We start from the raw sequence: 24,714 nt of genomic DNA on the forward strand, positions 1-24,714 counted from the left end.
GTATATGGTCTCATCATCTACCCTTGCCCGGATCAGTCCTGGCACTGCTGCAGGTTTTTTCCTATATACATCTGGTGGCGCCGTTGTGAATACAGGAAGCTCCCAATTCACGGGAGATATCGGCAGTGTTAATGGCCCCATTAACGGGTTCATGCCATCTTCAACAGTAACAGGAAACATAGTGCTGGGGGGAACCGTAGCCGGTTTGGGAAATGGCGAAACCATCGCTACCGGCGTTCATTTCATGGTGACAGCTTTTCCCGCACTCACAAATGGTTTCCTCTCCATTGCCAGATCATGTGATAAAGTAAACACCTACTAACTTCTTATCAGATAGTTCAACACACAATTCTTCTAATAAACCAAACATTTGACCAACTAAAAATTTAATTATGAAAACAAAATTTACGACGAGACCAATGTTACTCCTCGTTAGCTTAATCTTATTCGCGTTTGGATGTAAAAAAGGGGACGATGATCCTGGCAAGATCGGCGTTTGCCCGGAAGTGCTCTCAACTACACCTGCTAACCTGGCTACCGATGTAGTGCTTAACAGTAAGGTTATTGTAAGGTTTAATGAAGCAATGAATCCTGCGTCTTTCAATTCAACTTCTTATATCGTTAAGCAAGGTGCTAATGTAATTGCAGGCACAATAAGTTATGCGGATACATCTGCGATGTTTTCCCCGGCTGCAGACTTATTACCACTTACCGTTTATACAGTTACAATGAAAGCAGGAGTAAAAGATCCGTCACAGAACACGATGATTGACGACTATACCTGGAGTTTTACTACAGGCAAACTCATTGATGTAATTGCGCCAACCGTAGTTACTACAGACCCTGCGAACGCGGCGGTGGATGTAGCTGTTGCAAAGGTTATAGCGGTCAACTTCAGTGAAGAAATGGATGTTGCTTCCTTACAAACAAACATCCTGGTGACCAATACAACTGCTGGCGGAACCGCAGTTAACGGCGTGATTTCCTATTCAGGTACAACCGCATATTTTACACCAACTGTAGCGTTGACTAACAATAACCAGTACACTGTTACCATTACAACAGGAGCAAAAGATCTTCCGGGTAATGCGCTTGCAGCAAATTTCAGCTCTTCTTTCACTACCATTGCTATTCCGGATCTTCCGCCGACAGTGACACTTACCAATCCTTCCAACCTGGCAACACTTGTTGAGCCAAATGCAGTGATCTCGGCAACTTTTAATGAAGATGTTAACGGTTCAACGGTCACGTTGAGCAGTTTTACACTGACAGCTGGCGGGGTGCCTGTAACAGGTACAGTAGCTACTACGGGTAGCATCTCTACTTTTACTCCGGCGAACAATCTGTTGTTTAATACTCAATACACAGCTACACTTACAACTGCCATCAAGGATCTTGGTGGAAATAACCTTATTTCAGCACATAGCTGGACGTTTACGACCAAACCGCCAATAGTAGTCGCGCCTCCGGTCGGCACGCTCATTAATTTTGGTGTCTTCGGTGGAACTGCAGGAATAACGAACCAGGGCATAAATACTATTATCAACGGTGGGGGAATTGCCACTACTGCTGAGTCAACACTTATCACTGGTTTTCATGATGGCTTAACTCAGGCTATTTACACTGAGACAACCTTAAATATAGGAAATGTCACCGGCGGTATTTATACAGCACCACCTATGCCCGGTGATGCTACATCTTTTGCTAAAGCAACGCAGGGTTTAGCCGACGCAAACGATGCGTATATATCTATCTCTCCCGCTGCGCGACCTGGCGGTATTGATCCCGGAGCAGGCGAACTTGGTGGCCTCACCTTAACATCGGGAGTTTACAAGTCAGCCGGGGGTTCATTCAACATTACCAATGGTGATCTGACACTTGATGCAAAAGGCGACGCAAATGCTGTCTTTATCTTCCAGGCGCCAACAAGTCTTACCGTTGGAATTGCAGGACCAGCAGGGGCAATGAGTGTGCTGTTGATCAACGGTGCCCAGGCAAAAAATGTTTTCTGGTGGGTAGGAAGTGCTGCAACCATCAATGGTGCGGGCGGAGGTGTTATGTCAGGCACAATCATTAGTTCCGCAGGTGTTACCCTGTCGACAGCAGGCAATACCGTACAAACGGTCCTTAACGGAAAAGCGATCTCGCTTGTTGGGTCGGTGACCATGGTAAATACAACCATCAACGTTCAATAATAACATCAGGAATTAAATCTCCATTTCACAAATAACAGTCAATAACAATCTATATGTCATCATCCAATAATATAATTCCAAAATTCGCCCTTGTGGCTTGCACATTATTGTCAACCCAGGCAACTACACATGGCCAGGAGACTGTCCGGCCGCGTCCAACATGGTGGTTCGGGTTTTCCGGCGCTGCAAATGTTAATACGTACGACGGCAAAACGCAAATGCTTAATAGCAGTCGCACTACACCAACGCCGTTCCATAAAGGAACAAGCGTGAAACCATATCTTTCCTTGCTTACGGAGTACAGGCCAGGTAAGGTGTTCGGTGGAATGCTCAATATTGCCTATGATAACCGCGGTGGGAAATTTGATGATGTGATTGCCCCATGCGATTGTCCGGCCACATTGCAAACCAATCTTAGTTATTTTAATATCGAGCCGGCTTTACGCATCGCACCATTTGGTTCATCTTTCTATTTGTTCGCCGGTCCGGTAATTGGTTTTAATGTTGCAAAATCTTTCAGCTATACCCAGGAAAAGCAGGCTGATTTAAAAGGCGAATGGAGTGATGTGAGAAAAACGGTGTTGGCCGCCCAGGCCGGCGCAGGAATAGATTTGCCCATCTCCCGTAAATCAAGTTCAACTCAAGTGACCTTGTCACCATTCGTATCCTTTCAATCAAATATTGGTCGTGATCCACGCAGCGTGGAATCCTGGTCAACCAACACTTTCCGTGGTGGCATAGCACTGAAGTTTGGTAAAGTGAAGAAAGATGTAAAAGATAAGCCAGAGCCAGAAACCGCACCAATAGCCGCTTCGCCTGCCGAAGTTCAATTTTCAGTTCGCGCACCTTTATCTGTTCCTTCCAATCGCCCAGTAAAAGAAACGTTTCCGCTCATTAACGGAGTGTTCTTTGACAAAGGTTCATTAGAAATACCAGCACGTTATGTCCGGTTAACGCCACAAGACGCAGCGTCTTTCAGGGAAGAAGGATTGCAGGAATCACAGCCGGAAGATCTGACTTCTGGCAGATCATCAAGGCAGATGGCCGTGTATCATAATGTTCTTAATATAGTGGGGGACAGGATGCGCTCGCACCCGACCAGTACCATTTCATTACGCGGAACATCGGAAACAAACGCCGGTGATGCTAAACGAATGGCTGAAAACATCCGCACTTACCTGGGTAATTCTTTTGGCATTGATGCATCGAGGATCACAGTTGATGGTAAGAAAGCAAGTGTTATATCAACGAGGAAAGCACTTGATAAGACTGAGATGGGACTACTTACTGAAACTGATCGTATGGTTAAAATTTCAAGCCCTTCTTCGGATCTGCTGTTGCAGGTGGGAGGCGCATCTTCTGCATGGATGAAACCTGTAGAGATTAAAGCGGTACAGGCAGATCCTGTGGACAGCCATGTAATCTTCACTGCCGGCGGAGCAGATTCACTGCTTAGTTCATGGACATTACAGGTTACGGATGACAAAGGAACGACTCAGAACTTCGGCCCTTTCACTTCAGATCAGACTTCTGTTTCGGGAAAATCAATTTTAGGAAACGACGCTAACGGCGACTATAAAATCTTACTGACAGGTACGACCAAAGACGGCCGGACCATCACCAGGGAAAGTTCTCTCAGGTTGGTAAAAGCCACTGAGAACGGGCAGCAAGGCCTGAGATACAGCGTACTGTTCGATTTCGACAAAGCGAGCACAGTTGAGGGCTATCACAAATTCCTCGAAGAGGTGGTCTCCCCGCTTATCGTTGCAAACGACCGGGTCGTAATTCACGGCCATACGGATGTTGTAGGAAATGGCAATTACAATCTGGCGCTTTCCAATGAACGCGCGGCCGGTACACAAAAAGTAATTGAAGCTGCCTTATTGAAAAAAGGCATCACAGGTGTTAAGTTTGATACTTACGGGTTCGGCAAGGATGCAGCGATGTCGCCTTTTGCGAATAATCTTCCGGAAGAATTATACTATAACAGGACTGTAATTATCGACATCGTTCCGGAAAAGAAATAAACTTACTTAGAGATCTTCTCAGGTCAAATGAGAATTGGTGGTCCCCTTGAAGCCAGATAAGCTGGTTTTTGAGGGGACTTTTTTTGTGACCAACATCTTTGCCCAGATCATGGCCATCATTCGCAGTCGAAACGCTCTATCAATGATTCATGCAGGGGCAAAACCTCGTGTATCCGGATCATCTCGCCAGTTTCTCCAGGAGTTCTTTGTCTTCAACTAAGAGACGTTGAAGATGATCGCCTGAAAACAGAGACTGCGTTTTTTCCGTTGATAACTGTTTCAGAAAGGATAATAAATCCAGCAACGCACTTTCGGAGAAATGATCTAGTGTCTTTGCAATTTCCTGCTTGATTTCTTCTTTTGACATAGAGTCTGTATAAGACAACGAAGTTATTCTGTGGTCGGCCTTCGGCTTGAAAAAGCCTGTTTTCCAAAAGCTATCACTTCTCAATCGGCAAAATAATACGACCAATTCATATGATTGGTAGGGTAGTTTTCATAATTACCTTTTACGCCTGTGTCCCCCAATGTATTGTAAACAACCACCTCGGTAGCGTTCCAATGCCAGAGTCGCTCAATAGTGAGTTCGAAAGAGCTGTTTCGTTTCACATATTGGCAGGCTCTCGTACCCATGACATTGAATGTTGGAATATCCTGGATATACTTTCCTATAACGGATTCTAAAGTCTCGGGATATTCGCCGTTCTCTGTCTTGTATTTTTCAATTGCTGCAATCAGAGGTTCCGTGTTTATGATAGCTCGTTCCCGGGTTATTCCTGCTGCTTTTTCCAGCACAAATTTGGAACTGAGCAAAGCAATAGCAGGAATCAAAACAATATATAAAGGGGCAGGATTAAAGCTATACTGAGTCTTCTTTTTGAGTTTTTGGATACGATAAATAAAGAAGGCCGTGATTGAAATAATGATTGTTAACGGCAAGATGCTGAATGCGTCGCCGTTGAGAATTAATGATGCTAATTTCAGCGGCACAAACAGGACAACAGGACTCAGTGTCAACAACGATGGATAATAACCATTCGTCCAACGGTTGAGTCGTTGACCGTTTTTGTTTCGGATTTCGATGATCAGCCAAATCAAACCGAAAAGCAAAAAAGGCAATCCAATGTATCCTATCGTTTGGGCAAAACGTGATATGCCAGGAGAAAAATCGTTAGTTGAACCCGGTAAAAACGGTGCAACAGGAGCTATTGCAACTAAAAGTAGTACCAGTAAAAGTAGTAACCAGTTTCTGGATTGCATTGTACTACGGTTTACATTAAAAATAAGTTTTGGTTTTGCCATTGAAAGCATTTCAAGATACAGTCGCCTTCGGGCAATGGCCGGTCCGTATTTTTGCAAATCACGCTGATACTTTTCCAGCAGATCGCCTTCAATTTCTTCGCGAAAATCACGGTGAACAATGAAGCTCAACACTGAGATTACCCAACCCGGTGGTTGTTTCTCAAACTGATCCATAATTCAATCCAGGGTTTGGTATTGCTTCCCAGAGACTATTACGTTTTTCCCTGTTTTCAGCTAATGTTGTTTTACCAATCGAAGTGATGGTGTAATAGCGTTTGCGTTTTCCCCCGCGCTCTTTTGTAGCTTCGCCAAACTCAGATGTTACCCAGCCTTTTTCTTCCATCCGTTTAAGAACAGCTTGTACAGCGCCAATTGCTGCGGACCTATCCGTTCGGTTTTCCAGCTCTTCGATGATACCAATACTATAAGCCTTGCCATTCATTATGGCTACGATAAGAAGTATCAACTCTTCAAATTCTCCCATGGTCTTTTCCGACCAAATATAGCAATATTCCTGATATTTACCACTTTTGTAGTATTAATCGTGATCCTGCAGTTCCCATGCTCTCAGATTCCCATTGAGTCAGCATAGCAATTGGCGAAGAGTTAACTTTAGGTTCGAGATTCAAAAGAGGTGCTGTGTACCTCCAAATAATCTCGAGTGTCTTTTTATAAGTATCGTAATTCTCCTCAGTTATTTTTAGCATGATAGACCAAATAGTTTTGGTGTCCTCGAAATTTCAAGCTTCATTTCTTCTTTTGACATCGTGTCGATTAAAAACATCGAACGTATCAAATCCTGAACATCTTCGAATTGCCTAAACACATTGAATGAAAGTTATTCCTTGATCCTGGTTTTGATCGCTTTTTCTATGTAGTCAATGATCTCCTGATTTTCTAAAGGATCATAAACCCGTTGCCCCTGCTGATGAAACAGTAGGTCAGCTATTTCGCCTGGCTCTTTATTTTCAATGTAATATAAATGTTGAATGTCCTGAACGACGGTAAGCACGTACTGTTTAAATTCATTTGCTCTTTTAAGTGCTTCTACATCGTTGTTTATCACTTTGTGTCTTTCCCAGGAAGGCAAGTCTGTTGTTAAATACTCACAGTCGACAGGCAGTTTTTCAATTCGGTCAGGTGGAACTTTACCATTTCCATTGCAATAGGCACATTTCCCCGGAGCCCAGAACAATTCTTGCTTAAGTCGCTTAATATCTTCAAGATCGACTTTACCTTTCCCGGCGCATCGCGGACAATCAACCATATTAGTTCTGAATATTCTGTTTAGAAAGTTCATAAGTAAGGTGAAAATTATTGTTTGAATTAACGTGTGACAGTGCGATTCTTGGCAACGGCAATTTCGGTGATGGCAACCATCGATTAATATTGATTACACATAAAATCGACTCCACGATTTTTGTAAAGTGCTATGTTGCCCCAGGTTTATGAATAGGTAACACCATCGATTGTAACCGGTTGTTGTCGGTTCACTGACAGCCAAGACTGAGAAGTCCTTCATCGGTGGCCATATAAAACACTCCTCCAAGGGATAAAGAAACAGGTATTGAATCCAACCAACTCTCGAAAAAGGATGCCTCGAAAAAAGTAAGCACTACAAGTGCGACACCTATTGCGGTTGTGATTGCTTTTAACCAAAAACTACTTGAGTGCATAATTTTTCAGGATGGCTCTTAACGTGGAGGTGCTGGCGAACGCACACTGATCCAAGTAAGCCATTTAGTCACTTGCAATACTGTCTGTCGCGAGAAAAGCTTCAACGTCAGTCTTGCTGTACTTAACAGCGATAGATGTTGCTTTATTGCCTGGATCAACAAGATTTGGTCGGAAGCCATTAATTAGTCATCTAATTTAAAGTGAGGATTGTAAATTAAACCAATATGGTTCCCAAATGGGTCTTTAACAGTTGCAGTAATTATTTCTCCCCCAACATTATATGGATTTTCATTTTCTGTTGCTCCTAATTGAATTAGTCGGTCGTAAACTTCTTGAACATTTGCTACACCCCAATAAGCAACTACACTTTCAATTTTGTCCACAGTCGGAACTTCTTCTGGTTGAAGCCCTAGTTCGTATCCTTGAATGTTGAATCCGACATAATAAGGTTCGTTGAAATAAGGATTTGTTTCAAAAGCTTTTGAGTACCATTCTGTCGCTTTTTGGATGTCTCCAACTTTGTAAATTGTCGTTCTAAGTCCTAACATATTTTGTGTTCTTTGTTTTTCTGTCGCGTAGCCAGATGCTCTTTTCGACACGACACCGGCTGCCCGCTTTTGCCAGGCATCTATGTAAAGCGATCACTCGAGCTGCCTAATTTTGACATGGGATACATCGTTCAATATTATCCACTAAAATCTAAGTCTATGAATTCTCAAATGATCACTACATCAAAGTTATTTATTGGTATAGACTTACACGAAAAAAGTTGGCGGGCACATCTCAGAACTGATATCTCCAACCACAAGAGCTTTAAGGTGGCTCACTCGCATCTACATCTTAGGATGATTAACTGTTGATTCAGGGGGATTGCTCCAGCCGGGCCACTATACTTGAACACGTTTACTTCGGGAATTACCAAATTTTAAAGTCCTAATCCTTCACGAAAAGGGACATCCAGGTTAGTAACACTATTATATGGATAAGAATTTCCGGTTTAACATTCCTTCCTCTCACAGATTTGAAAACATCAACTATCAACCAGATAATGTTTACAATCAGCAAAAGGAAAAACAATAAAAATGCAGGCCCAGGATTGTGCGGACCTGAAGGGGAAAACCTTTCAGCACTCCAAACACCGAGGAGTATTCCTAAATAAATGAGGATGGGCCGGAAAATCCTGCTCCACTTCCGGAAACTATCCGAATTTGTATTTATCATGACGCAAATGACTAGCTTTTAGTCTGGCAGCTAACATGGAAGTAGGGCGAAGGCGGGCATAGCTGGGCAGTGCATTCCACATTATACCCCCTGCCCGCTTTTGCCAATACCATATTAGCTGCCGTATCTATGATCGGTTTGGCAAAATCCTGATTTCAGAATACTTCGCCGCTAAACGATTATCTATATGATTAATGCCGTTTGTAAGCTGATTAGTGACAAACAATTCTTTGTTGACTGAAGCCTTTGTTACACCTTTGCTTTCAGTAATGAAAATCCCGGGTCGCGCAAGACCGCATGTTTTAGGCAGGCTATTTATTTGCCCATTCTACATATTCTTTATTATTTGCAAACCGGCTAAAAGTAATACTTCGTAGCCGACCCTCTATTTGCTCCCTACTCCAGCTGGTTTCTGAAATAATCGTTTCAGATTGTCTCGAGCTAAAGTTTGCCAAAATTCGTAATTGAGAGTTGAGGAGATTAAAGCCAAACCTTTCGTTGTCCAGCCACCTTGGTTTCTCAAAAATTCTTTCCCAATCCACAAAATGCAAAAAAGTATCTATAATTGTAACTTCAAATAATGCGACCGGGCCTATGCCAAAGAACTCAGCGATTATCGGTACTTTACCGTCTTTGTCAAATGAAATTTTGACTCTTGCTTTTAAATTTCTGTTTTTATTTGTTTTCAGTTGTGAGTACCAGACAAAATTACCTTTATCAGCGACTGAAAGCTTATAGGCTTTGTCAAATTGATTTGTTTCCCATCCTTCAATCTCCGCGATAGTCATTAAAGAGTCACAAATGATCTTAAGAAAAAACCCTATTTTTTCTTCATCACTGAGATCCAGGGAAGTGTCTATCTTATTTTTAATCCAGATTGACTTAATGCTGAAGTCCGAATGAGCTCTCTCCTCATCACTCAAATGGATATTAACTCTCTTTCTAAAAAGACTCTTATTATAATCAAGATTCTTTGAAAATATAAGGGTTGCCCTGACCGCGCAGTCGCCAATCCAACTTAAGTTAATATTCTCTTCCGAGTAGATTGTTATGTAAGGAGTAATTGTTGTCATTAGCTTGCTTAATAACTGTGAAAGTATCAGCTCAGGCAAGCGAAATTATGTTTACCGTGCCAGGATTTACCCCTGCTTTTGCCAATACCATATTGTATGTCGTTTATGATGTTAAGAGGCTTTTCGCATATTGGACGTTCTCCTGCAGCAGTGTATCGATTCTCTCGAATTCCCCGCGCTCAACGTATTTTTTTATTGTCTTAAATTTATTGACACGGCTTGGCTTTACTTGAAAGGCATTCATTGCCTTTTCGTATTGCTTACACTTTAAATAAAAATACCCTTTGTGGAGAAATGTTGAATTCTTCCAGATAAATTGGTGGTGATCGCTCTCTATCAGCTCTGGAAATTTCGATTCGACATTAGCTAATTGAAAAAATGGCAAGACGTCGTTGAAAAGAATTGTCTTAATCTCGGGTAGAGAAGAGAATGCGGCTTCGGGTGAATTGCAATACCACCATTCATCCCGATTCTCTTCAGTGAAGTTCCCGATTCTTCCCCCAGGTTCCAAGACACTAAACGAACAACCTGGTACAAAAAGACCTTGCTGGACTACGTTAATGGTACACTTTTCGTTTAACGATCTCACGCCCATTTGAAAGTGGAGAAATTGCAATAAATCGGCATGAGTGAATCTAAAAAGAGACGAATTGCCGTGAAATTGGAATCCAAATTCAGCTAATGCAATTCCAATCTCTTTCTTGATGATTTGAAATCCTGAAATACTTTTTATTGGCATAAAACGGCAAATGGCATACAACGTGGAAGTATCGGCGAAGGCGGGCAACAACTTGGTGTTTAAGTTACTTGTTGCTGGCTGCCCGCTTTTGCCAATACCATGTTCTGTGGTGTTCATTGTTCAGGAGAGGAAAGAAAATATCGTTTATGGCTCTTGACAAAATCTCCATAGACAATAGTTGTATCACCACTTGTGACTTGAACATAGGATCCAGCGTTAATATTGAAAAGATACTCAATTTTGTCTTGAATGAGTTTGCCTTGCACTGAACAACTTAAATTTGAGAATGCGAGATCCCATACAGTCCCGCTTATTTCTTCAGAAAACTTTATCACCTGCTCAACCTGCTTCGTAGTCAGAGTCCATCTCGCACATTTTGCAGTATCCTTATCTGTAGTATTGCGCTGGATCTCACTTCCTTGAACAATAACTCGAAATGGCTTGTGATTATCAAACAATCTAATGATTCTTAAAGGCGTTGTATCGATTATTGGCGCGCTGATCATAAATAACTGAACCTTGTTGATTCTGTGATCAACGTTTACGCACAACGAACTAAGAGACAATATTACCGTATAAAAAATTAGTTTAAGCATTTGGAACATGAATGGCACACAACGAACAAGGCTTGCCGAAGGCCGGTGGAAGTTAATGAATGATTTGAATTTATTGCAACCAGGCTTTTGGCAAGCCTATGTTGTGCGTCGTTTGTTGTTCAGTCTTCATCTGGCCATTTCATTGGATATGGCCCTACATCGGAATAGTCAAGCGGAATATCAGGAAGCCATTTATATGGCAAAGCTCCCTCCATGTCTATTCCCAGTTTTTCATAGAGTTCAGGTTCATCCATATAATACCAGGCATCATCTATGAAACATTTTACTGTGCGCCGCTCTAAGAAATCGAACGTGTGAGTGTTAATCTCGAAATTTGATCTCAGCTTAACTCCATTCTTTAAAATGATAACTCCAGCGCAGACATAATGTCTACCATCTAAAGGAATTTTTTTCTTTGACCAAGGGCTTGCCGAACACGGACCAACTCTAACATCTGCTTTTCCGGGTTGTAAAAATGATATTGGAGCTCCATAGGCTTCAATGTCTTTGAGTCTAAGTGGCATGCAGGGTTTTTAAATGACGCCCAACGTAAAGGTATTAGCGAAGGCGGGCAATAATTTGGTTTTTACATTACTTGGTGCTGACTGCCCGCTTTTGCCAATACCATGTTAGCGGCAGATTTTTTCAGTCCCAAAACTTTTCTATTTCTATAGTTTCTCTTGTCGAAATCTTAGTTCCGTCAGCAAGGTATGTATGTTCATATTTAAGTACCCTCCGTCCCGAAAAAGCAGGATAAAATCTTACTGAAGCAACTACCCTTTCTGTTGAATCATATACAAATCGTTCATATGAGTAAACTTTCCATGTAAAGATTTGGCGGTCGTCATCATCTGAAGACCTCGCTAGTTCCCATCGCTCCACAAATTCAGGTCGCCCTCGAGTATTGAAATATTCAGTTTTCTCAAAGCCGTAATGTCTATCCGATTGATGATCCTCTTTGGTATGTGTCTTTAGTAATTTACCGTCCTTCGATTTAAATTCGACGACAACCGAGTCCTTTCCGTATGCAGTAGTATCAATGGAACGACAGTGTAGCATTACGTTGCTTTCGTACTGGAGCCTTCTTAAACTATCTTTCAATTTATACACAACATATTTAAGACTGTCTAATTGCCTTTTTTGTATTGTTGTGTCAGCCAAACCTTGAGGGAACGAAAGCTTAGCAAATATTAATGCTGTCAAAATTAGGATTGGTCTCATAATTTGCCGCAAACTTGGAAGTATTTCCGAAGGCGGGCATAGCTTGTTAATTCTATCCACATGGTGCCGGCTGCCAGCAACTCGTCCTTCAGCGCTTCATATTGTTCTTCATCCAGGATCTCTCGATTTCTCAGGAATTGTAGGTTCTCCATCTGAGAACCGATGGCAAGCGCTCGATCAACTTGTCCATACTTCCGCAACAGGATGAATTACTATCGGATATGATTGTCCGAGCGAGCTCCAGTACCTATCCCTTATTTAACGAGTGAAATAGAGCTTGATATTTTGATCCTTAGAGGTGTGTACCATAATAACCCTTATTCGTCGCAAAAATGTCGCTAACGTCACTATCGCGCCAATTGCCATTAGCAATAAACCAACCTCAAACCCTGGTCCCATTTGGACCGGCCGCTGGCTTTTACCGAATGTATTAAAAGCGGGATCACTCCGGTTATGAGCTGAATCATTGGCATGCGTTTATCTACTGAACGTGAAAAGCATACGCTGCCTTCAAATTAATTAGCAGTTCGTTGAATCCGTTTGGAAAATCCCTTCGGGCTGAGGAGGGAATAGTGTTGTAAACATCGTTGTTTAGGTCGGTAAGATCATAGCGAAAAAGCAATGAAGCAGCAGGGTAGGGATTCACAACATTTCTGCAAACTTTTAATTCCGCCCAGTCAGGAAGTCTTAAAGCGTAAAATCCTGAATATTTCAGAATTATACCAATCTGGACATCATAGCTAGTTGCGTTGTCACAACCTACATCAAAAGACACAATTGTCCCGTATTTGCTAGTCCTAAGGTCTGCTACAGTATTAGCTGGTGTTATAAAATTACAGTATCCGTCTACCGGATCTGCAGGTGTTTGAAACAAAGGAACTACCGAAGCTCCAAAGAATATTTTAAGGGAACTGGACGAGAGTCGTTGATTACTTATCGTGTCTAAAAGTGTTTTGTCAGATGTAATGAATTTAAGCCAAAGTGTATCCCCGATATGATAGACTTTCTTAGCTGGTGTTAACGCCATCCGCTCAACAAAACTTTGTTTCGGTGGGGCAGGTTCCTCTTTATCACATTGAAAGCCTGTGATGACCATTAAGCAAAAGATTGTTGTTAAGTAAGAGAGGTATTTCGACATAGGTGAAATTTTACTTATTGGAGAAGGAGGTCAAAGCTTGATGTTATGTTTAACAAGTACGGGCCGCCCGCTTTCGCCATACTGGCTGTTGCTAATACTCTCATAGTTTTTGTTGAGGAGCACCTTTTCTTTTCCGTCTACAAGAAAGTATGGTTGAAGACGGCCAAAGCTGGTTGTTTTGGTTCAGGTTCAATGGCCCCCGGTTTATGCTGTACCAGGTTAGCTGCCGTCACCTCTTAAATTCTGAAATGGTAGTCGAAGACAAGCCCTTCTTATTTATATATTTCATGAAAACATGTTGCACGACAATTACCTTCAACGTGGAGTTATTGGCGAAGACGGGCAACAATCGGTATTCTGTTCACACGACTTTCGCTGCCCGCTTTTGCCAATACCATGTTACCGGCAAGGCTGCATTTACTCAAGTACCCGCATCAACTTCGTCCACCAACTGACCACAGATGGTTTGATCAGCACAGTATCTGTCCGCTTTTAATTGGATCTTGAAATACTGGTAATACCGCTGAAATTCTGGGCCGAATAAAGACTGCCAAGCCGCGTCCTGTGACTCCACTACGTTGATACTTGAGGTCTTGATAAAAATTAAAAGGTATTTGCCGTGTTGATTATTTCCTCCATTTTTCCAAACCACTAATGCGATTTCGATAAAGCTATCGGTGACTTGCAAAATTTGCTCATCGATATATTCATCGAATTGCACCTGGTCTATTTGACGTACTGCACCAGAATTATTAACTAAATTGAAGGTCACCTCCGCATCTTTAAATTCAAGGCAAACGGGAAATACAAGATCCTCATGGGCGACAGCAATGTTCTTACGTTCAACTAGAGCATCTGCGAAGACATGACTTACAAAATCGTTAAGAGTGAGTGAAAAGTTCCCGTTTTTCGTTTCCGCTTGGAGCACGTTGCTGTCATGAAGGCGGTTAAGATATTTTGAATAAAGTCCGAGCTTACTTTCATCAAGAGTGATGCTGGCATTTCCTTCGTCAATCTTAGAATCGTCGGTGTCTACAAAATGCTGAGCTATGGACGGCGCTATTTTCTGAACGGTTATCATTAGGTTGTTTAATTCACAACAGTTGCCTTGTCGGTAACGTGGAAGTTTTGGCGAAAGCGGACAAGAGTTAGTGTTTTCTTCAACATGAAACTGGCTGTCCGCTTTTGCCAATACCATGCTGTAGGCAGTTCAGCCGCGACTGAGGTTGAATCCATCACATCGAAACATATTGCTGTCATTACGTGCCTGACCATACAAAGGAGTTATGTCCCCATTTCTTTGATTTTCGACAGGTGAAAAGCCAAGCTGAACACCACTTTTTAGTATGGTCACCTTTACTCTATCTAATGGACCGAATTTGGGGTGATCTACGCTGAAATTTATCCGCTCGATATTTAGTTGCTCTAGTACAAACGAAAGCGACAATTTGTCTGGCTCTGAAAAAATCCATCTTTCTAGTTCTAAACTGTCACCCCCATCGAGGCTATCCATCTACTCTGAATGAATTAAGACCAGCTCATTTGCATCAAAATGAAATTCAAAATCACCATAACACCAAATATCTGTATTGTAAACTTCAGAAGCGATTTCTAAGTCATCGGGATCGGGAAAGTTTGCAAGGATCCAGGACTTGCTTTGCCCGAGCTTTATATAGTCGAATTTGCCAGTTTTAAAAAAGTCCAACAAATTCAAATTAATTCTATGATTCAGTTGCATAAGTGAAAATTACCCCTAACAATTGTTACCGGGTGGTGGTTCAAGAATTGCCTACAACGGAGAGGGCTTTGCGTTCGGGCGGGTTTCAAAGCACAAAGTTTCATTTATTACTAAAGTTCGTTAGTAGCACAAAGCTCCAAGTTTGCACATCACCCCGCCTGACGCAAAACTCGTGTTAGTGGCAGTTGTTATTCGTTAGATTTGAAAGTTTTATAAACTAGTCAATTTCAATATTACTTTTCTTTGTCTTTATAAATGCTGTTAGAATTAAAAATGTCAAAATGTACATTATGATTTGAATAGTAAAAACGGGATAAAGAAGATTAGCTTCCCCATAACGATATCCAAAACTAATGATAGATACTGGGAACGTTATCAATAAGCCAAACAAAGACCATTTTCCATAAAATGGGTCAGCTGGATAAACCGAGCACACTGATAACGTACCGAATCCAACATATGATAGCGCAATATAAAACGCCAATTTTCGGTTTCGAAGATATTTTATCATACTTCTATTTTCGTTGTTTCTGCGATTGCCACTAACGCGGAAGTATTGGCGAAGGCGGGCATAGCAAGATGTTGTGTGCGACATGTAACTGGCCGCCCGCTTTTGCCAATACCATGTTGGGCGAAGCCTGGTTATAAGCGCGTTAGTTGCCACATTCCAAAAGGGTTCTCAAAAAGTTCACAGCCTTTGTTTGGCTGATCGTTTTCAGCTTCAACTCGATACTTTTCCGAGTCGATCTCCCGACTGAAAGTTTGTCCATTAGAGATAGATGGTTTGTCTACAATTTGATAGAAATTGAAAATACGGATAAGCCTTACCGCATGTTGAAACTCTTCCCCACGAACAATTGTATCCTTGAGACCAAAATTGTGCATCCCGCACGAGTAGGTGGAGCCTTCGTCATTAGCTATCGAATCTAAAACAAACATGTCGTAAAGATGACTTTCACTGAAAGACTCAAGGAAACTACTCCATTGTTCCTGTTCAAAAGCTTTGCCAGCCGTCTCAACTTTGACTCCTAAGCCACCGGCTTTAAGAATTGCTTCGCCTGCGCAAGCAATATTTGCTGCATCCTTCAAAGTTCCACCCTTCCCTAGTAAATAGAGTACTTGCGAATGATCATTTATCCGGTTTAAAAAAGACTCAGACACCCTGTTCACCAACCCTGCATATGCGAACGACTTTCGCATATTTTCATCGCGCGTGCGAAATTCAAGTTCGAAAAACCGCTGCGATTTTGTATGCATCAATACCTTCCCTGCAGCGATATATTCCCCACTGGTTGCTTCAAGTAGTCGTACAATAAACTCGTTCCAATCCTTCCATTCCCCAGGTATGCATAATATTGATTGAAAATCCGACAATGGTTCTGCTTTGCTATTAGTGCGCTTTTTAAATGGCCACATAGTTAGGGTACGTAAGGTTGCGCCCAAGGTGGAAGTATTGGCGAAGGCGGGCACATCTTGATGTTTTGTTCGACACGACACTGGCCGCCCGCTTTGCCAATACCATGTTATGTGCCGCGGTGCCTTTCGTGAGGAATAATAATTACTCCTGGTTTCAACTTTTTGCTACCTAAATACTTTTTAATATCTGAGGCTGATTCTTTTAGAACGATGTAAGTGTTATTCGAAGCAGTCAAGACAAAAACGGCAATAGGGTATTTTGTAAAGTTCTGTTGATACCGAAGATTTTTGTCAAACGTTAGTTAGGCATCGAAATTTTCCTCAAGCATCAGTTTAAGGAGTGCGCCGTTCTTGATGCCATTCCAACCTTTGTCTCTCACGGTAAAAATCTCATGCTCTGGGAAATCTTCTTTCAATCGATTAGGCAAATTCTCATCAAGCAACAGACGCATATAATTCTTCGATGTTCTTGGAACTGAAAATTTTGTTAGCAGCCTCCAGTAGGTCAACTGCTTGTTGGCGAGATACAGATGGGAAGTCTGCAAGGAATTCATCTAGTGGCACACCGGACTCCAGGTGATCGAATAAGGTCTCAATTGGCACCCTCGTTCCAGCGAAGACTGGCTGACCGCCTAGAATCTCGTCATCAATAGTGATTAACTTCTTAATGTCCATACCCTAAAGTTACAATTTTTTATTCTCCGACGGCCGTGGCACATAACGTGAAAGTATTGGCGAAGGCGGGCAACAACTTGGTGTTTTGTTCGCCATGGTATTAGCTGCCCGCTTTTGCCTATACCATGTTAGGTGAAGTAAAAGTCACTCAAACTTTATCTGGTATCTTGTCTTTTGGGGCTTTTTACTTATTGAACTTTCCCACGTGTCGACTGCTAATAATCCTTGATCATTGTACTCGTATAATGTCGTAGAAGAAACTCCATTTGAAGATTTTTCATAAACCTTTTTCAGCGTACCTGTGTCATTATAATCGTAAGTCGTTGTAATTGTTGTGTTGAAAAAATAAACTTTTGTTTTTTTCTCAATTAGCTGACCCTTGTCACTGTACTTATAGTTAATTCTTTCTTCTTTACCTCTAGAATCATGTGATCTCTCTTCCTGTATTAGCAAATTATTGCTAGTGTCATACTTGTACTCTGATAATGTGTTTCCCATTGTTTTAGATGTCTGTGTCTCCCGAGTAAGATTTCCATTTTCATTATACTCAAATGTCCTAGTAGCATAAACTTGGTCATCTGAAATGTATTCCTTTTTAATGACTTGACTTTTGTCATTATTGTAATACTTTGAAGTTGAATTTATTTCGCCACTGCTTGTGAATGTCCGCTCTTCGATAAGCTTCGAAGAGTCGTTATAAAAAAACTCTCTGTCAATCTGAAGCTGATTCTCGTGATCTAATGAACCTTCCTTGATAACATCTCCTTTGTCGTTATAGAACTTGATGCCTTTTATATATCCTTGACCGTCAATAGTCGTTATTGACTTTATTTTGAAGTTGACAATGTCGCTCTTACTAAATTCCTGACCAACAGAAGCCTTAACGAGATAGAAGGAAAATAAAATTAATAAATATGTTGATCTCATGGGTTGTCTAATTATTGCACCTAACGTGGAAGTATTGGCGAAGGCGGGCATGGCTTGATGTTTTGTTCGACACGACACTGGCCGCCCGCTTTTGCCAATACCATGTTAGGCGAGGACGGACTACTCTACATCCACGCCGCTTGTTTGAAGAATGGTTTCAACCAAGCTATATACGACACCAGTATTCCAATCGTCAAGAAACTCAAAAGACTGATAAACGTCTGGTTTCGATTTAGAATAAATAGCATAGTATGTAGAGTAGAGCTGTGTTCCAACATCGGCCCACAGCAATAACTTTTTTTGTTTAGGTAATTCGATTCCTCTATTTCTCACGATAATTTTTTTGTGACGCCACTCTTCCCTTGCTTGATTTTGGCTATTAACTCTCTGCACAAATCATCGAAATAATAATTGGAAAGCGCCTCAAGGATTTGGGAGTATTTATTCCAGATAGCTGCCTTATTTATACCATAAAGTGATTTCAGCCTTATTGAAAGTATCTCTCCCGATTTAGCCATAACGTCAATGCAATAAATTCGTCCGATTATAAATTCTACACCTTTTATCCATTTCACACCATATCGAAAAGCGGCAATATCGCTCTTGTCTAATTTTAACCAGATTTCCCTTTCAGAGTCTTCCAACCCCATTGTCAAGAAATGAGAATCAACAACGAGTTTATGCCGTCGATCAAGTATTGTCGGTTTAAAGACTATTTCTAGCACTTAGAAATTTTTGATGGAGTTTTCGCCTAACGTGGAAGTATTGGCGAAGGCTGGCATAGTTTACTGTTTCGTTCCGCATGGAACTGGCCGCCCGCTTTTGCCAATACCATGTTGTGCGTCGCATTTTACCTCGAAATGTAACTCACAAAAAGCCAGCGTACTGTCGCATTGCGTAATTGCTGGAATAAATATCTTCTCCAGTGATCTATATCTCAAAAACTATCTGCGTCATTTACTATTGTCTATGCTACTGCTCCTTCTCACTTTTTGCAACATATCGATCATAGAAGACACCTGTACCTTTTGCGTCTATTCTCCCAACAATTACTTCCAGGGAACTTTTGCTTAATTCAATATCCGGTCGCAAATGAATATGTTCTCTTGCTCCGATAGGAAGGTCAGTTATACTATCTTGGTTTAAGTCCGCTATTTGTATTAATATTTTTGCAAAAGATCTAAGCCCCTCGGGATTCCCGTGAATCAAGATGTTTTGCCATTTTTCGATTTCTCCTTCAAATTCTTCTTCAAAATCTGCAACAAATATGTCCAGATGTCCAGTTATCTCGTGTTTATGTTTTTTCATGTTACCGTAAATGTGTCACCAATTATTATCTTATTCGCGTTGTCCGAAGTGACGCACAACGTGGAAGTATTGGCGAAAGGCGGGCAACACATGGTGCTGTGTTCGACATGGTCTCTGCCGCCCGCTTTTGCCAATACCATGTTGTGCGTTCGTGCTTGGTTCCACACCTAAAGTCGTTTACATTCCATTTTGTTGGTTCACTACTTTTTGCCTATCTGACATTATCAATTCGTCCATCGTCACAGGATCAAAATCGTCAGCCATAACAAAGAACTTAGTAGTCACGGTATTCTCTTCGCCATATACTTTGTCAATAGAAAACGTTTGTCCAGGTACACTTTTGTCGATTTTATCAGCAAGCATATCTTTTAATTTTTTCAAATCCGCAATTGTCCCGCCGATAGCATTTCGATTAATTACACTTTGATCCTCCAGCGTAATAATTTTCAAATACATATATGGGCCATAGTGTTCATGTTCTGAAAAATGATTGTTGTTGTCGTTATTTACATAGTCGTCAATCAGCTTTACAAAATTCAAAAGTCCCTGTTTATGTCCGAAAAACCTCCACTGGTTTACAGAAGCACCCTCATCAAAGTCATAATGAAAACCTAGCTGCCTCCATTCATCCACAATCATTTGGACAATATCAACTTTCCTGTCTGTCATATAAATTACATCGGTTTGTTTTGCTTCAGCATAACGCACAACGTGGAAGTATTGGCGAAGGCGGGCAAAGTTTGATATGCTCTCTGACACGTAACTGGCCGCCCGCTTTTGCCAATACCATGTTGTGTGCTGCTCTTGCAGCCGTTCGGCTACCTTCTATCGTTTTGGCTTTTCAGTTTCTCTAAGGCTACAGCCAAACTTTCAAAAAATACATCATGGTCGACTATATCTGTGTCCGTATACAGCCCAAATTGAAGTGAAGACATTGCGGACCTGCATTTCTCACCAACAATTACCAGAGTCGTTGCCGGCGCGGTCTCTTCAAATGAAAGGTCAAGGTCATCGTCCCAATTGTATTCAAGATCAGTGAAGTCCACTATAACGGAAAATGGACGAAAAACCGCCACGCCGGTTCTGTTTACTCCTTTTATTAAGCCGGCGTCTGGACTACCTGCGGAGCCATCTCTATACCTTCCGTGAAAAGAGATGATTAGTGTCTCGATAAGAAGAGTATCACACCACAAACTTATTTTGAATTTGTAGGTGAGGGTCGGACAATATTTGTCAAGCAAAATTTCCTGAAAGATCATCGGGTTTCTAATTAATTCTTTTGCAATACTTCAATTGTTGACTCAGTGGCACACAACGTGGAAGTATTGGCGAAGGCGGGCAACACTCGGTTTATAAATTACATGGTATTCGCTGCCCGCTTTTGCCAATACCATGTTATGGGCAGGCGGCATTAGTTAACGGTTGTCCAGGTGAACGGATTAGAGCTTCATTTCTTGAATTTCTTACAGTTGACGACTTCAGTGTTAACGTTCTTATTCGTCAACCAATCAAGATCTGTTAAATGCGCCTGCGTGTCGAATTGTAGCTCCTTTAAGTAGCTCATTTGATTGATTGGTAGAAGATGCTCAACTGTCAATTGTCTGACCCAAGTAAAAGACAATTTTTCTATTCTTCCAATATTTGGAAGACTTTGATAATTTGTCGCGCTGCCTAACATGAAATGTAATTCTCGCAAATTGTCGATACTGGTAAGGAAATCGTGATTCTTCAAAGTCATTTTTGAAAACGTAACTTTCTTCAGGTTTCTCATTGAACCAATGACTTCCACGTCTTTGAGTTTCTCAAAAAGGAAAAGCTCCTCTACATCTTCTTGCTCAACAATGGATTTAATCGAAATTCCGTTTCCTCCCAGCACTAACTTCACAAGTCGACAATACTTATTTATTTGGTCAATTTGGTTATTTTTATACATGTCAACTTTCAAGGACTTCAAATTTGGTAATTGGCTCAAACATTCCAAATCGTCTACAGCGTCAAAACCATTCAGTCCCAACCCAAGCCCCGGGATGGGTCTTAAGATCAATAATTTATTGTTTATCAATTCGAATGTTCTACTCGTAACCTTGAATGCTTTGGCAAATTGTATGAGTTTCAATTTATTTGTCGAAATGATAGACTTGCAGTCGGCTTCTGTTAGGTCATTGTAAATATTTAGCACCCCCCCATTATCCAAAATAAAGTTCGCTGAATAAGCAACGGTCGAAGCTCGAATTGCCTGACTTCCTTCTACTATTTGTTTAGTTGTCGTTTCCATTGGCGTCATTCCCTAAGCTTGCCCACAACGTGGAAGTATTGGCGAAGGCGGGCATAGATTAGGGTTTTGCTCCATATGTAACTGGCCGCCCGCTTTTGCCAATACCATGTTGCCTGCTGGCTTATTTGAGGACTGCAGATCCTGTCCAACTTTTGGACTGAGCATAAATTGTAGTTCCAAGCAAACTCCAATTGATCGTGCCATTTACTTCGTATTCAAATTTCTGATTGTCGTCTGTGCGATTTATTAGTATCGATATAGGCTTCCAATCTGTGCCACTTTGAAATCCTGACATCCAAGACGTTGCACTGACTGGTATATTATTCTGGAACGTCTTATCCTTACCATATACAATACCTAAACAATACCTGGAAATTAAAGTCTCCTCTAAATCGATTTCAAAGAACAATTTCGACTCATGGTCTAAACTGTCTTGGGCATGAAATTTCCAGGTTTTTATTTGATTAGAATTAGGCTCGTTGTTGTGCGTGTCAGCCTTCGACCCACCAATAAATGATAGCAGTCCGAATACGAAAACTATCGATGTTAACAGTCCGAACTTTTCCTTAATCTGTTTGGTAGCACTGAAACAAATAACTATGAACCAAATGAAAAGCCCAATATTTAATAATCCCCATAACAGGTATAACATAGTCTTTAAGTTTTAGGGTGTTGCAGAGCTTGCAGGCAACGTGGAAGTATTGGCGAAGGCGGGCATAGCTTGATAGTTTGTTCCACTGCAACTGGCCGCCCGCTTTTGCCAATACCATGTTACCTGCCGTTCATTGTTTTATTGTGGACTTTCCTTCGGTATCAAATTGAATTATCACAGGGATGCCGACGTCCGTTACTGGAATTGAAATGCTGTACTTAACTTCTATTGAATCATTTCTGAATCTTAAAGTCGGAAATAATAATGTACCGTAGCTTTCTAGTGCCGGATCCAGAAGTGATTTGAAATCATCTTTTGTAATAACTTTTTTGAAGGCAGTATCTACCCCTTCAAGCACCGTCAATTCCGAGTGGAAATTGTGTGTCTTAAAATCAGATCCTGTGTCGTAATTGTATTTCGCAGGAACTACCAAAGCGCTATCCCAGCTACACAAGTGTCTGAATAGAACGGTGTATGTCCTTTTCTTCGTTGAAAATGATGTGTCGATTGACAATGTCTTAGCATACTCGTCTATAAATTCCTTTCGATAGTCTGGTTTTTCTTCACCTCCGGCGGCATCATCTGTTGACGCGACTGTGTCTGCAACTTTCTTGCTGTCGCCTTTCACAGCTGATGATTCCTTTGTAGAGGATGAACAAGAAAAAAAGCACATTGAAAGCATAATTAGTATTGTACGCATAGGCGAATGGCAGGTAACGTGGAAGTATTGGCGAAGGCGGGCATCACTTACTATTTTGTTCAACACGACACTGGCCCGCCCGCTTTTGCCAATACCATGTTGAGCGTAGTGTGTGAAGTAGGTGTGCTCACAATATCAAGTACCCTGATTCATTTCTGTCAAATTCCCATTGTTTATTTATATGATCGAACCGGAACTGAAACTTCACCTTTCTATAACTATTAACATATCTCCCTCCTTGACTGGCCGCAATCCAGTTACCGGCTGCAAGTAATGCATTTCGGACAGGTCGTTCAATCCTCTGATCACCGGAATAAAAAAGAATGTTGCTAAGCCTTCCGTCTTTCAGAACCGTGAACTGCATCGCGATTGATATTGTGTCTCGTTGCTCGCTGCGGGGAAAGTTTTGATAACGAACTTTGTGCGCAACAATCTTGAATAAACCAGGTTCCCCACTTGGATATTGAGCAAACTGCGACGAATATTTTAACTCTGAAGCTATGTATTGATCTTTCTCCTGTGACCACACTTTTGCCAAGAATAAAACCAACATCAAACATACTAATAGGAACGATTTCACTAAACGCGTTTTTGTGGATTGAGCATTACGCCCAACGTGGAAGTATTGGCGAAGGCGAGCAACAACTTGGTGTTTTGATTGCCATGGTATTCGCTGCCCGCTTTTGCGAATACCATGTTATGTGCAGTCTATTTCCTCTTTAGCACTTTTACCAATCTATCAAAGTCTCTGTTCTCTAATCCCTGTCCATCAATTGTAAATATCTTTTTCCCACAGGAGTCAAACAGATGTATTTGTTTGAACCTACTGAATTTTCGGTTCCAAAGCAGCAAATGCAATAGTGTGTTGTTGTATATCCCGACGGGAAATTCTTTATTAACAATTTTTACGCGTTTTACTTCCTGCAGGTCGATTTTTTTCGAAAAGAATTTGTACCGGTTACTAATTATCAAAGTCCCTTGTATGATATGTATCAGATATCTAGAGAACATTGATAAAGAAAAACATATGATCCCAGTTGATAAGCACAGAATCACCCAGTAGGCCTTCATAAATATACCTTGGGACTCGAGTGCCAGGTACGACAGACCGGCAAAACACATCCCGAGGATAAATAAGGCATTAGACTTTCTATGATCTGGCTTAAATGAATTCATAAGCGATTGCACATAGCGTGGAAGTATTGGCGAAGGCGGGCATCACTCGGTATTTAAACTACTTGTTACTGGCTGCCCGCTTTTGCCAATACCATGTTAGCGGCAGACCATTGTTTCAGAAGGCTAATGCCACTCAATTTCGACGCATTGTCATACTTATTCATGCGTAGGTTAAAGGAAGACACGCGCCAGGAAATTTGATAGCCGGCCATGCTGATCTCGGTCTCCTTTACCTTCAAAGTACCCAAACACTACCGGGTCTGGATCCCCTTTGGCAGAAAAGTACCAAAACATATAACCTTGGTGCATCATGAAAACAAAATCATCTGGATTTATGAAAACATCCATTCCACATTCTCGCAATAATTCTTCTGCGGGACCATTCAAATCTTCAATGTCATTGATTAACTCTGTACCAATCAAATTCTCTGGTCGAGACCTCTGACAGCGTTGGAAAAAATCTTTGTACGATGTGGGCAATGAAATATTTCTCCTCTTTTCTATTTCAAGCAGTTTATCGACCGACACCATAAGGAAATATCTTGTATTAGTATTCAAAGTCACAAGCGCGGTTTGCCGCTAACGGGGATGTATTGCCGAAGGCGGCCCGAAGGTATTTTTAAATTTCATGAATGTTAATGGCCGCTTTTGGCAATAC

At 41.4% G+C, this 24,714-nt stretch carries 30 protein-coding genes; 4 read left to right on the forward strand and 26 right to left on the reverse strand.

The window, feature by feature from the left end; translation table 11 throughout:
• From ACX0G7_RS25910 to ACX0G7_RS25920, 3 genes are all read left to right on the forward strand, one after another.
• The coding region (locus ACX0G7_RS25910; protein WP_458926450.1) for a hypothetical protein at nt 1-322 on the forward strand (322 nt) is incomplete at its 5' end.
• 70 nt (nt 323-392) lie between these two features.
• Nucleotides 393-2,195 carry an Ig-like domain-containing protein gene (locus ACX0G7_RS25915; protein WP_458926451.1) on the forward strand — a complete coding sequence of 601 codons (1,803 nt, stop codon included), beginning with the start codon at nt 393-395 and terminating at the stop codon, nt 2,193-2,195.
• 53 nt (nt 2,196-2,248) lie between these two features.
• Nucleotides 2,249-4,222 (forward strand): OmpA family protein, encoded by a 1,974-nt coding sequence (locus ACX0G7_RS25920; RefSeq protein ID WP_458926452.1) that lies wholly within the window; start codon nt 2,249-2,251, stop codon nt 4,220-4,222.
• Between the two features lie 178 nt (nt 4,223-4,400).
• Here the strand turns inward: ACX0G7_RS25920 and ACX0G7_RS25925 are convergent, their stop codons facing one another.
• From ACX0G7_RS25925 to ACX0G7_RS26045, 25 genes are all read right to left on the reverse strand, one after another.
• Nucleotides 4,401-4,589 (reverse strand): hypothetical protein, encoded by a 189-nt coding sequence (locus ACX0G7_RS25925; protein WP_458926453.1) that lies wholly within the window; start codon nt 4,587-4,589, stop codon nt 4,401-4,403.
• Nucleotides 4,590-4,669: 80 nt separating this feature from the next.
• Entirely contained in the window at nt 4,670-5,698 is a 1,029-nt protein-coding gene (locus ACX0G7_RS25930) for a permease prefix domain 2-containing transporter (protein WP_458926454.1), read from the reverse strand.
• Nucleotides 5,685-6,008, reverse strand: coding sequence for a PadR family transcriptional regulator (locus ACX0G7_RS25935; RefSeq protein WP_458926455.1), 324 nt, complete (start codon nt 6,006-6,008; stop codon nt 5,685-5,687). The genes ACX0G7_RS25930 and ACX0G7_RS25935 overlap by 14 nt, the downstream gene beginning before the upstream one ends.
• Nucleotides 6,009-6,362: 354 nt before the next feature.
• The gene (locus ACX0G7_RS25940) at nt 6,363-6,824 is read right to left on the reverse strand and encodes a hypothetical protein (protein ID WP_458926456.1); all 462 of its coding nucleotides are present in this window, start codon (nt 6,822-6,824) and stop codon (nt 6,363-6,365) included.
• A gap of 190 nt (nt 6,825-7,014) precedes the next feature.
• Nucleotides 7,015-7,200, reverse strand: a complete 186-nt coding sequence (locus ACX0G7_RS25945; RefSeq protein ID WP_458926457.1) for a hypothetical protein — start codon at nt 7,198-7,200, stop codon at nt 7,015-7,017.
• A 183-nt stretch (nt 7,201-7,383) separates the two neighbouring features.
• Nucleotides 7,384-7,749, reverse strand: a complete 366-nt coding sequence (locus ACX0G7_RS25950; protein WP_458926458.1) for a VOC family protein — start codon at nt 7,747-7,749, stop codon at nt 7,384-7,386.
• A gap of 984 nt (nt 7,750-8,733) precedes the next feature.
• A complete protein-coding gene (locus tag ACX0G7_RS25955; RefSeq protein WP_458926459.1) occupies nt 8,734-9,495 on the reverse strand; it encodes a hypothetical protein in 762 nt (253 codons plus the stop codon).
• 103 nt (nt 9,496-9,598) lie between these two features.
• The gene (locus ACX0G7_RS25960) at nt 9,599-10,351 is read right to left on the reverse strand and encodes a hypothetical protein (protein WP_458926460.1); all 753 of its coding nucleotides are present in this window, start codon (nt 10,349-10,351) and stop codon (nt 9,599-9,601) included.
• Nucleotides 10,348-10,740, reverse strand: coding sequence for a hypothetical protein (locus ACX0G7_RS25965; RefSeq protein WP_458926461.1), 393 nt, complete (start codon nt 10,738-10,740; stop codon nt 10,348-10,350). Before ACX0G7_RS25965 ends, ACX0G7_RS25960 begins: the two co-directional genes overlap by 4 nt.
• A gap of 209 nt (nt 10,741-10,949) precedes the next feature.
• Nucleotides 10,950-11,354, reverse strand: coding sequence for a hypothetical protein (locus ACX0G7_RS25970; RefSeq protein ID WP_458926462.1), 405 nt, complete (start codon nt 11,352-11,354; stop codon nt 10,950-10,952).
• Nucleotides 11,355-11,475: 121 nt separating this feature from the next.
• Complete coding sequence (locus tag ACX0G7_RS25975; RefSeq protein WP_458926463.1) at nt 11,476-11,931, reverse strand: hypothetical protein; 456 nt, start codon at nt 11,929-11,931, stop codon at nt 11,476-11,478.
• 116 nt (nt 11,932-12,047) lie between these two features.
• The gene (locus tag ACX0G7_RS25980; protein WP_458926464.1) at nt 12,048-12,203 is read right to left on the reverse strand and encodes a hypothetical protein; all 156 of its coding nucleotides are present in this window, start codon (nt 12,201-12,203) and stop codon (nt 12,048-12,050) included.
• A 329-nt stretch (nt 12,204-12,532) separates the two neighbouring features.
• Entirely contained in the window at nt 12,533-13,189 is a 657-nt protein-coding gene (locus tag ACX0G7_RS25985) for a hypothetical protein (protein ID WP_458926465.1), read from the reverse strand.
• Nucleotides 13,190-13,610: 421 nt separating this feature from the next.
• Nucleotides 13,611-14,387: a hypothetical protein gene (locus ACX0G7_RS25990; protein ID WP_458926466.1), complete on the reverse strand. Its 777-nt coding sequence runs from the start codon at nt 14,385-14,387 to the stop codon at nt 13,611-13,613.
• A gap of 12 nt (nt 14,388-14,399) precedes the next feature.
• The gene (locus ACX0G7_RS25995; protein ID WP_458926467.1) at nt 14,400-14,702 is read right to left on the reverse strand and encodes a hypothetical protein; all 303 of its coding nucleotides are present in this window, start codon (nt 14,700-14,702) and stop codon (nt 14,400-14,402) included.
• An 867-nt stretch (nt 14,703-15,569) separates the two neighbouring features.
• Nucleotides 15,570-16,343: a hypothetical protein gene (locus ACX0G7_RS26000; protein ID WP_458926468.1), complete on the reverse strand. Its 774-nt coding sequence runs from the start codon at nt 16,341-16,343 to the stop codon at nt 15,570-15,572.
• A 435-nt stretch (nt 16,344-16,778) separates the two neighbouring features.
• The gene (locus tag ACX0G7_RS26005) at nt 16,779-17,018 is read right to left on the reverse strand and encodes a DUF433 domain-containing protein (RefSeq protein WP_458926469.1); all 240 of its coding nucleotides are present in this window, start codon (nt 17,016-17,018) and stop codon (nt 16,779-16,781) included.
• Nucleotides 17,019-17,162: 144 nt separating this feature from the next.
• Nucleotides 17,163-17,996 carry a hypothetical protein gene (locus ACX0G7_RS26010; RefSeq protein ID WP_458926470.1) on the reverse strand — a complete coding sequence of 278 codons (834 nt, stop codon included), beginning with the start codon at nt 17,994-17,996 and terminating at the stop codon, nt 17,163-17,165.
• Between the two features lie 69 nt (nt 17,997-18,065).
• The gene (locus tag ACX0G7_RS26015; RefSeq protein ID WP_458926471.1) at nt 18,066-18,278 is read right to left on the reverse strand and encodes a hypothetical protein; all 213 of its coding nucleotides are present in this window, start codon (nt 18,276-18,278) and stop codon (nt 18,066-18,068) included.
• A complete protein-coding gene (locus ACX0G7_RS26020; protein WP_458926472.1) occupies nt 18,275-18,670 on the reverse strand; it encodes a hypothetical protein in 396 nt (131 codons plus the stop codon). The genes ACX0G7_RS26015 and ACX0G7_RS26020 overlap by 4 nt, the downstream gene beginning before the upstream one ends.
• Nucleotides 18,671-18,917: 247 nt before the next feature.
• The gene (locus tag ACX0G7_RS26025; RefSeq protein ID WP_458926473.1) at nt 18,918-19,253 is read right to left on the reverse strand and encodes an Imm32 family immunity protein; all 336 of its coding nucleotides are present in this window, start codon (nt 19,251-19,253) and stop codon (nt 18,918-18,920) included.
• A 177-nt stretch (nt 19,254-19,430) separates the two neighbouring features.
• Nucleotides 19,431-20,012, reverse strand: coding sequence for a hypothetical protein (locus ACX0G7_RS26030; RefSeq protein ID WP_458926474.1), 582 nt, complete (start codon nt 20,010-20,012; stop codon nt 19,431-19,433).
• A gap of 59 nt (nt 20,013-20,071) precedes the next feature.
• Nucleotides 20,072-20,512: a hypothetical protein gene (locus ACX0G7_RS26035; RefSeq protein ID WP_458926475.1), complete on the reverse strand. Its 441-nt coding sequence runs from the start codon at nt 20,510-20,512 to the stop codon at nt 20,072-20,074.
• A gap of 188 nt (nt 20,513-20,700) precedes the next feature.
• Nucleotides 20,701-21,537 (reverse strand): hypothetical protein, encoded by an 837-nt coding sequence (locus ACX0G7_RS26040; RefSeq protein ID WP_458926476.1) that lies wholly within the window; start codon nt 21,535-21,537, stop codon nt 20,701-20,703.
• Nucleotides 21,538-22,310: 773 nt separating this feature from the next.
• A complete protein-coding gene (locus ACX0G7_RS26045; protein ID WP_458926477.1) occupies nt 22,311-22,808 on the reverse strand; it encodes a hypothetical protein in 498 nt (165 codons plus the stop codon).
• 528 nt (nt 22,809-23,336) lie between these two features.
• On the opposite strand from ACX0G7_RS26045, the gene ACX0G7_RS26050 reads away from it, so the two are divergent.
• A complete protein-coding gene (locus ACX0G7_RS26050) occupies nt 23,337-23,603 on the forward strand; it encodes a hypothetical protein (RefSeq protein ID WP_458926478.1) in 267 nt (88 codons plus the stop codon).
• Nucleotides 23,604-24,227: 624 nt separating this feature from the next.
• Here ACX0G7_RS26050 and ACX0G7_RS26055 read toward each other — a convergent pair.
• Nucleotides 24,228-24,614: an SMI1/KNR4 family protein gene (locus ACX0G7_RS26055; protein WP_458926479.1), complete on the reverse strand. Its 387-nt coding sequence runs from the start codon at nt 24,612-24,614 to the stop codon at nt 24,228-24,230.
• Nucleotides 24,615-24,714 lie beyond the last annotated feature (100 nt).

The sequence above is a fragment of the Flavitalea antarctica genome (assembly GCF_054461535.1).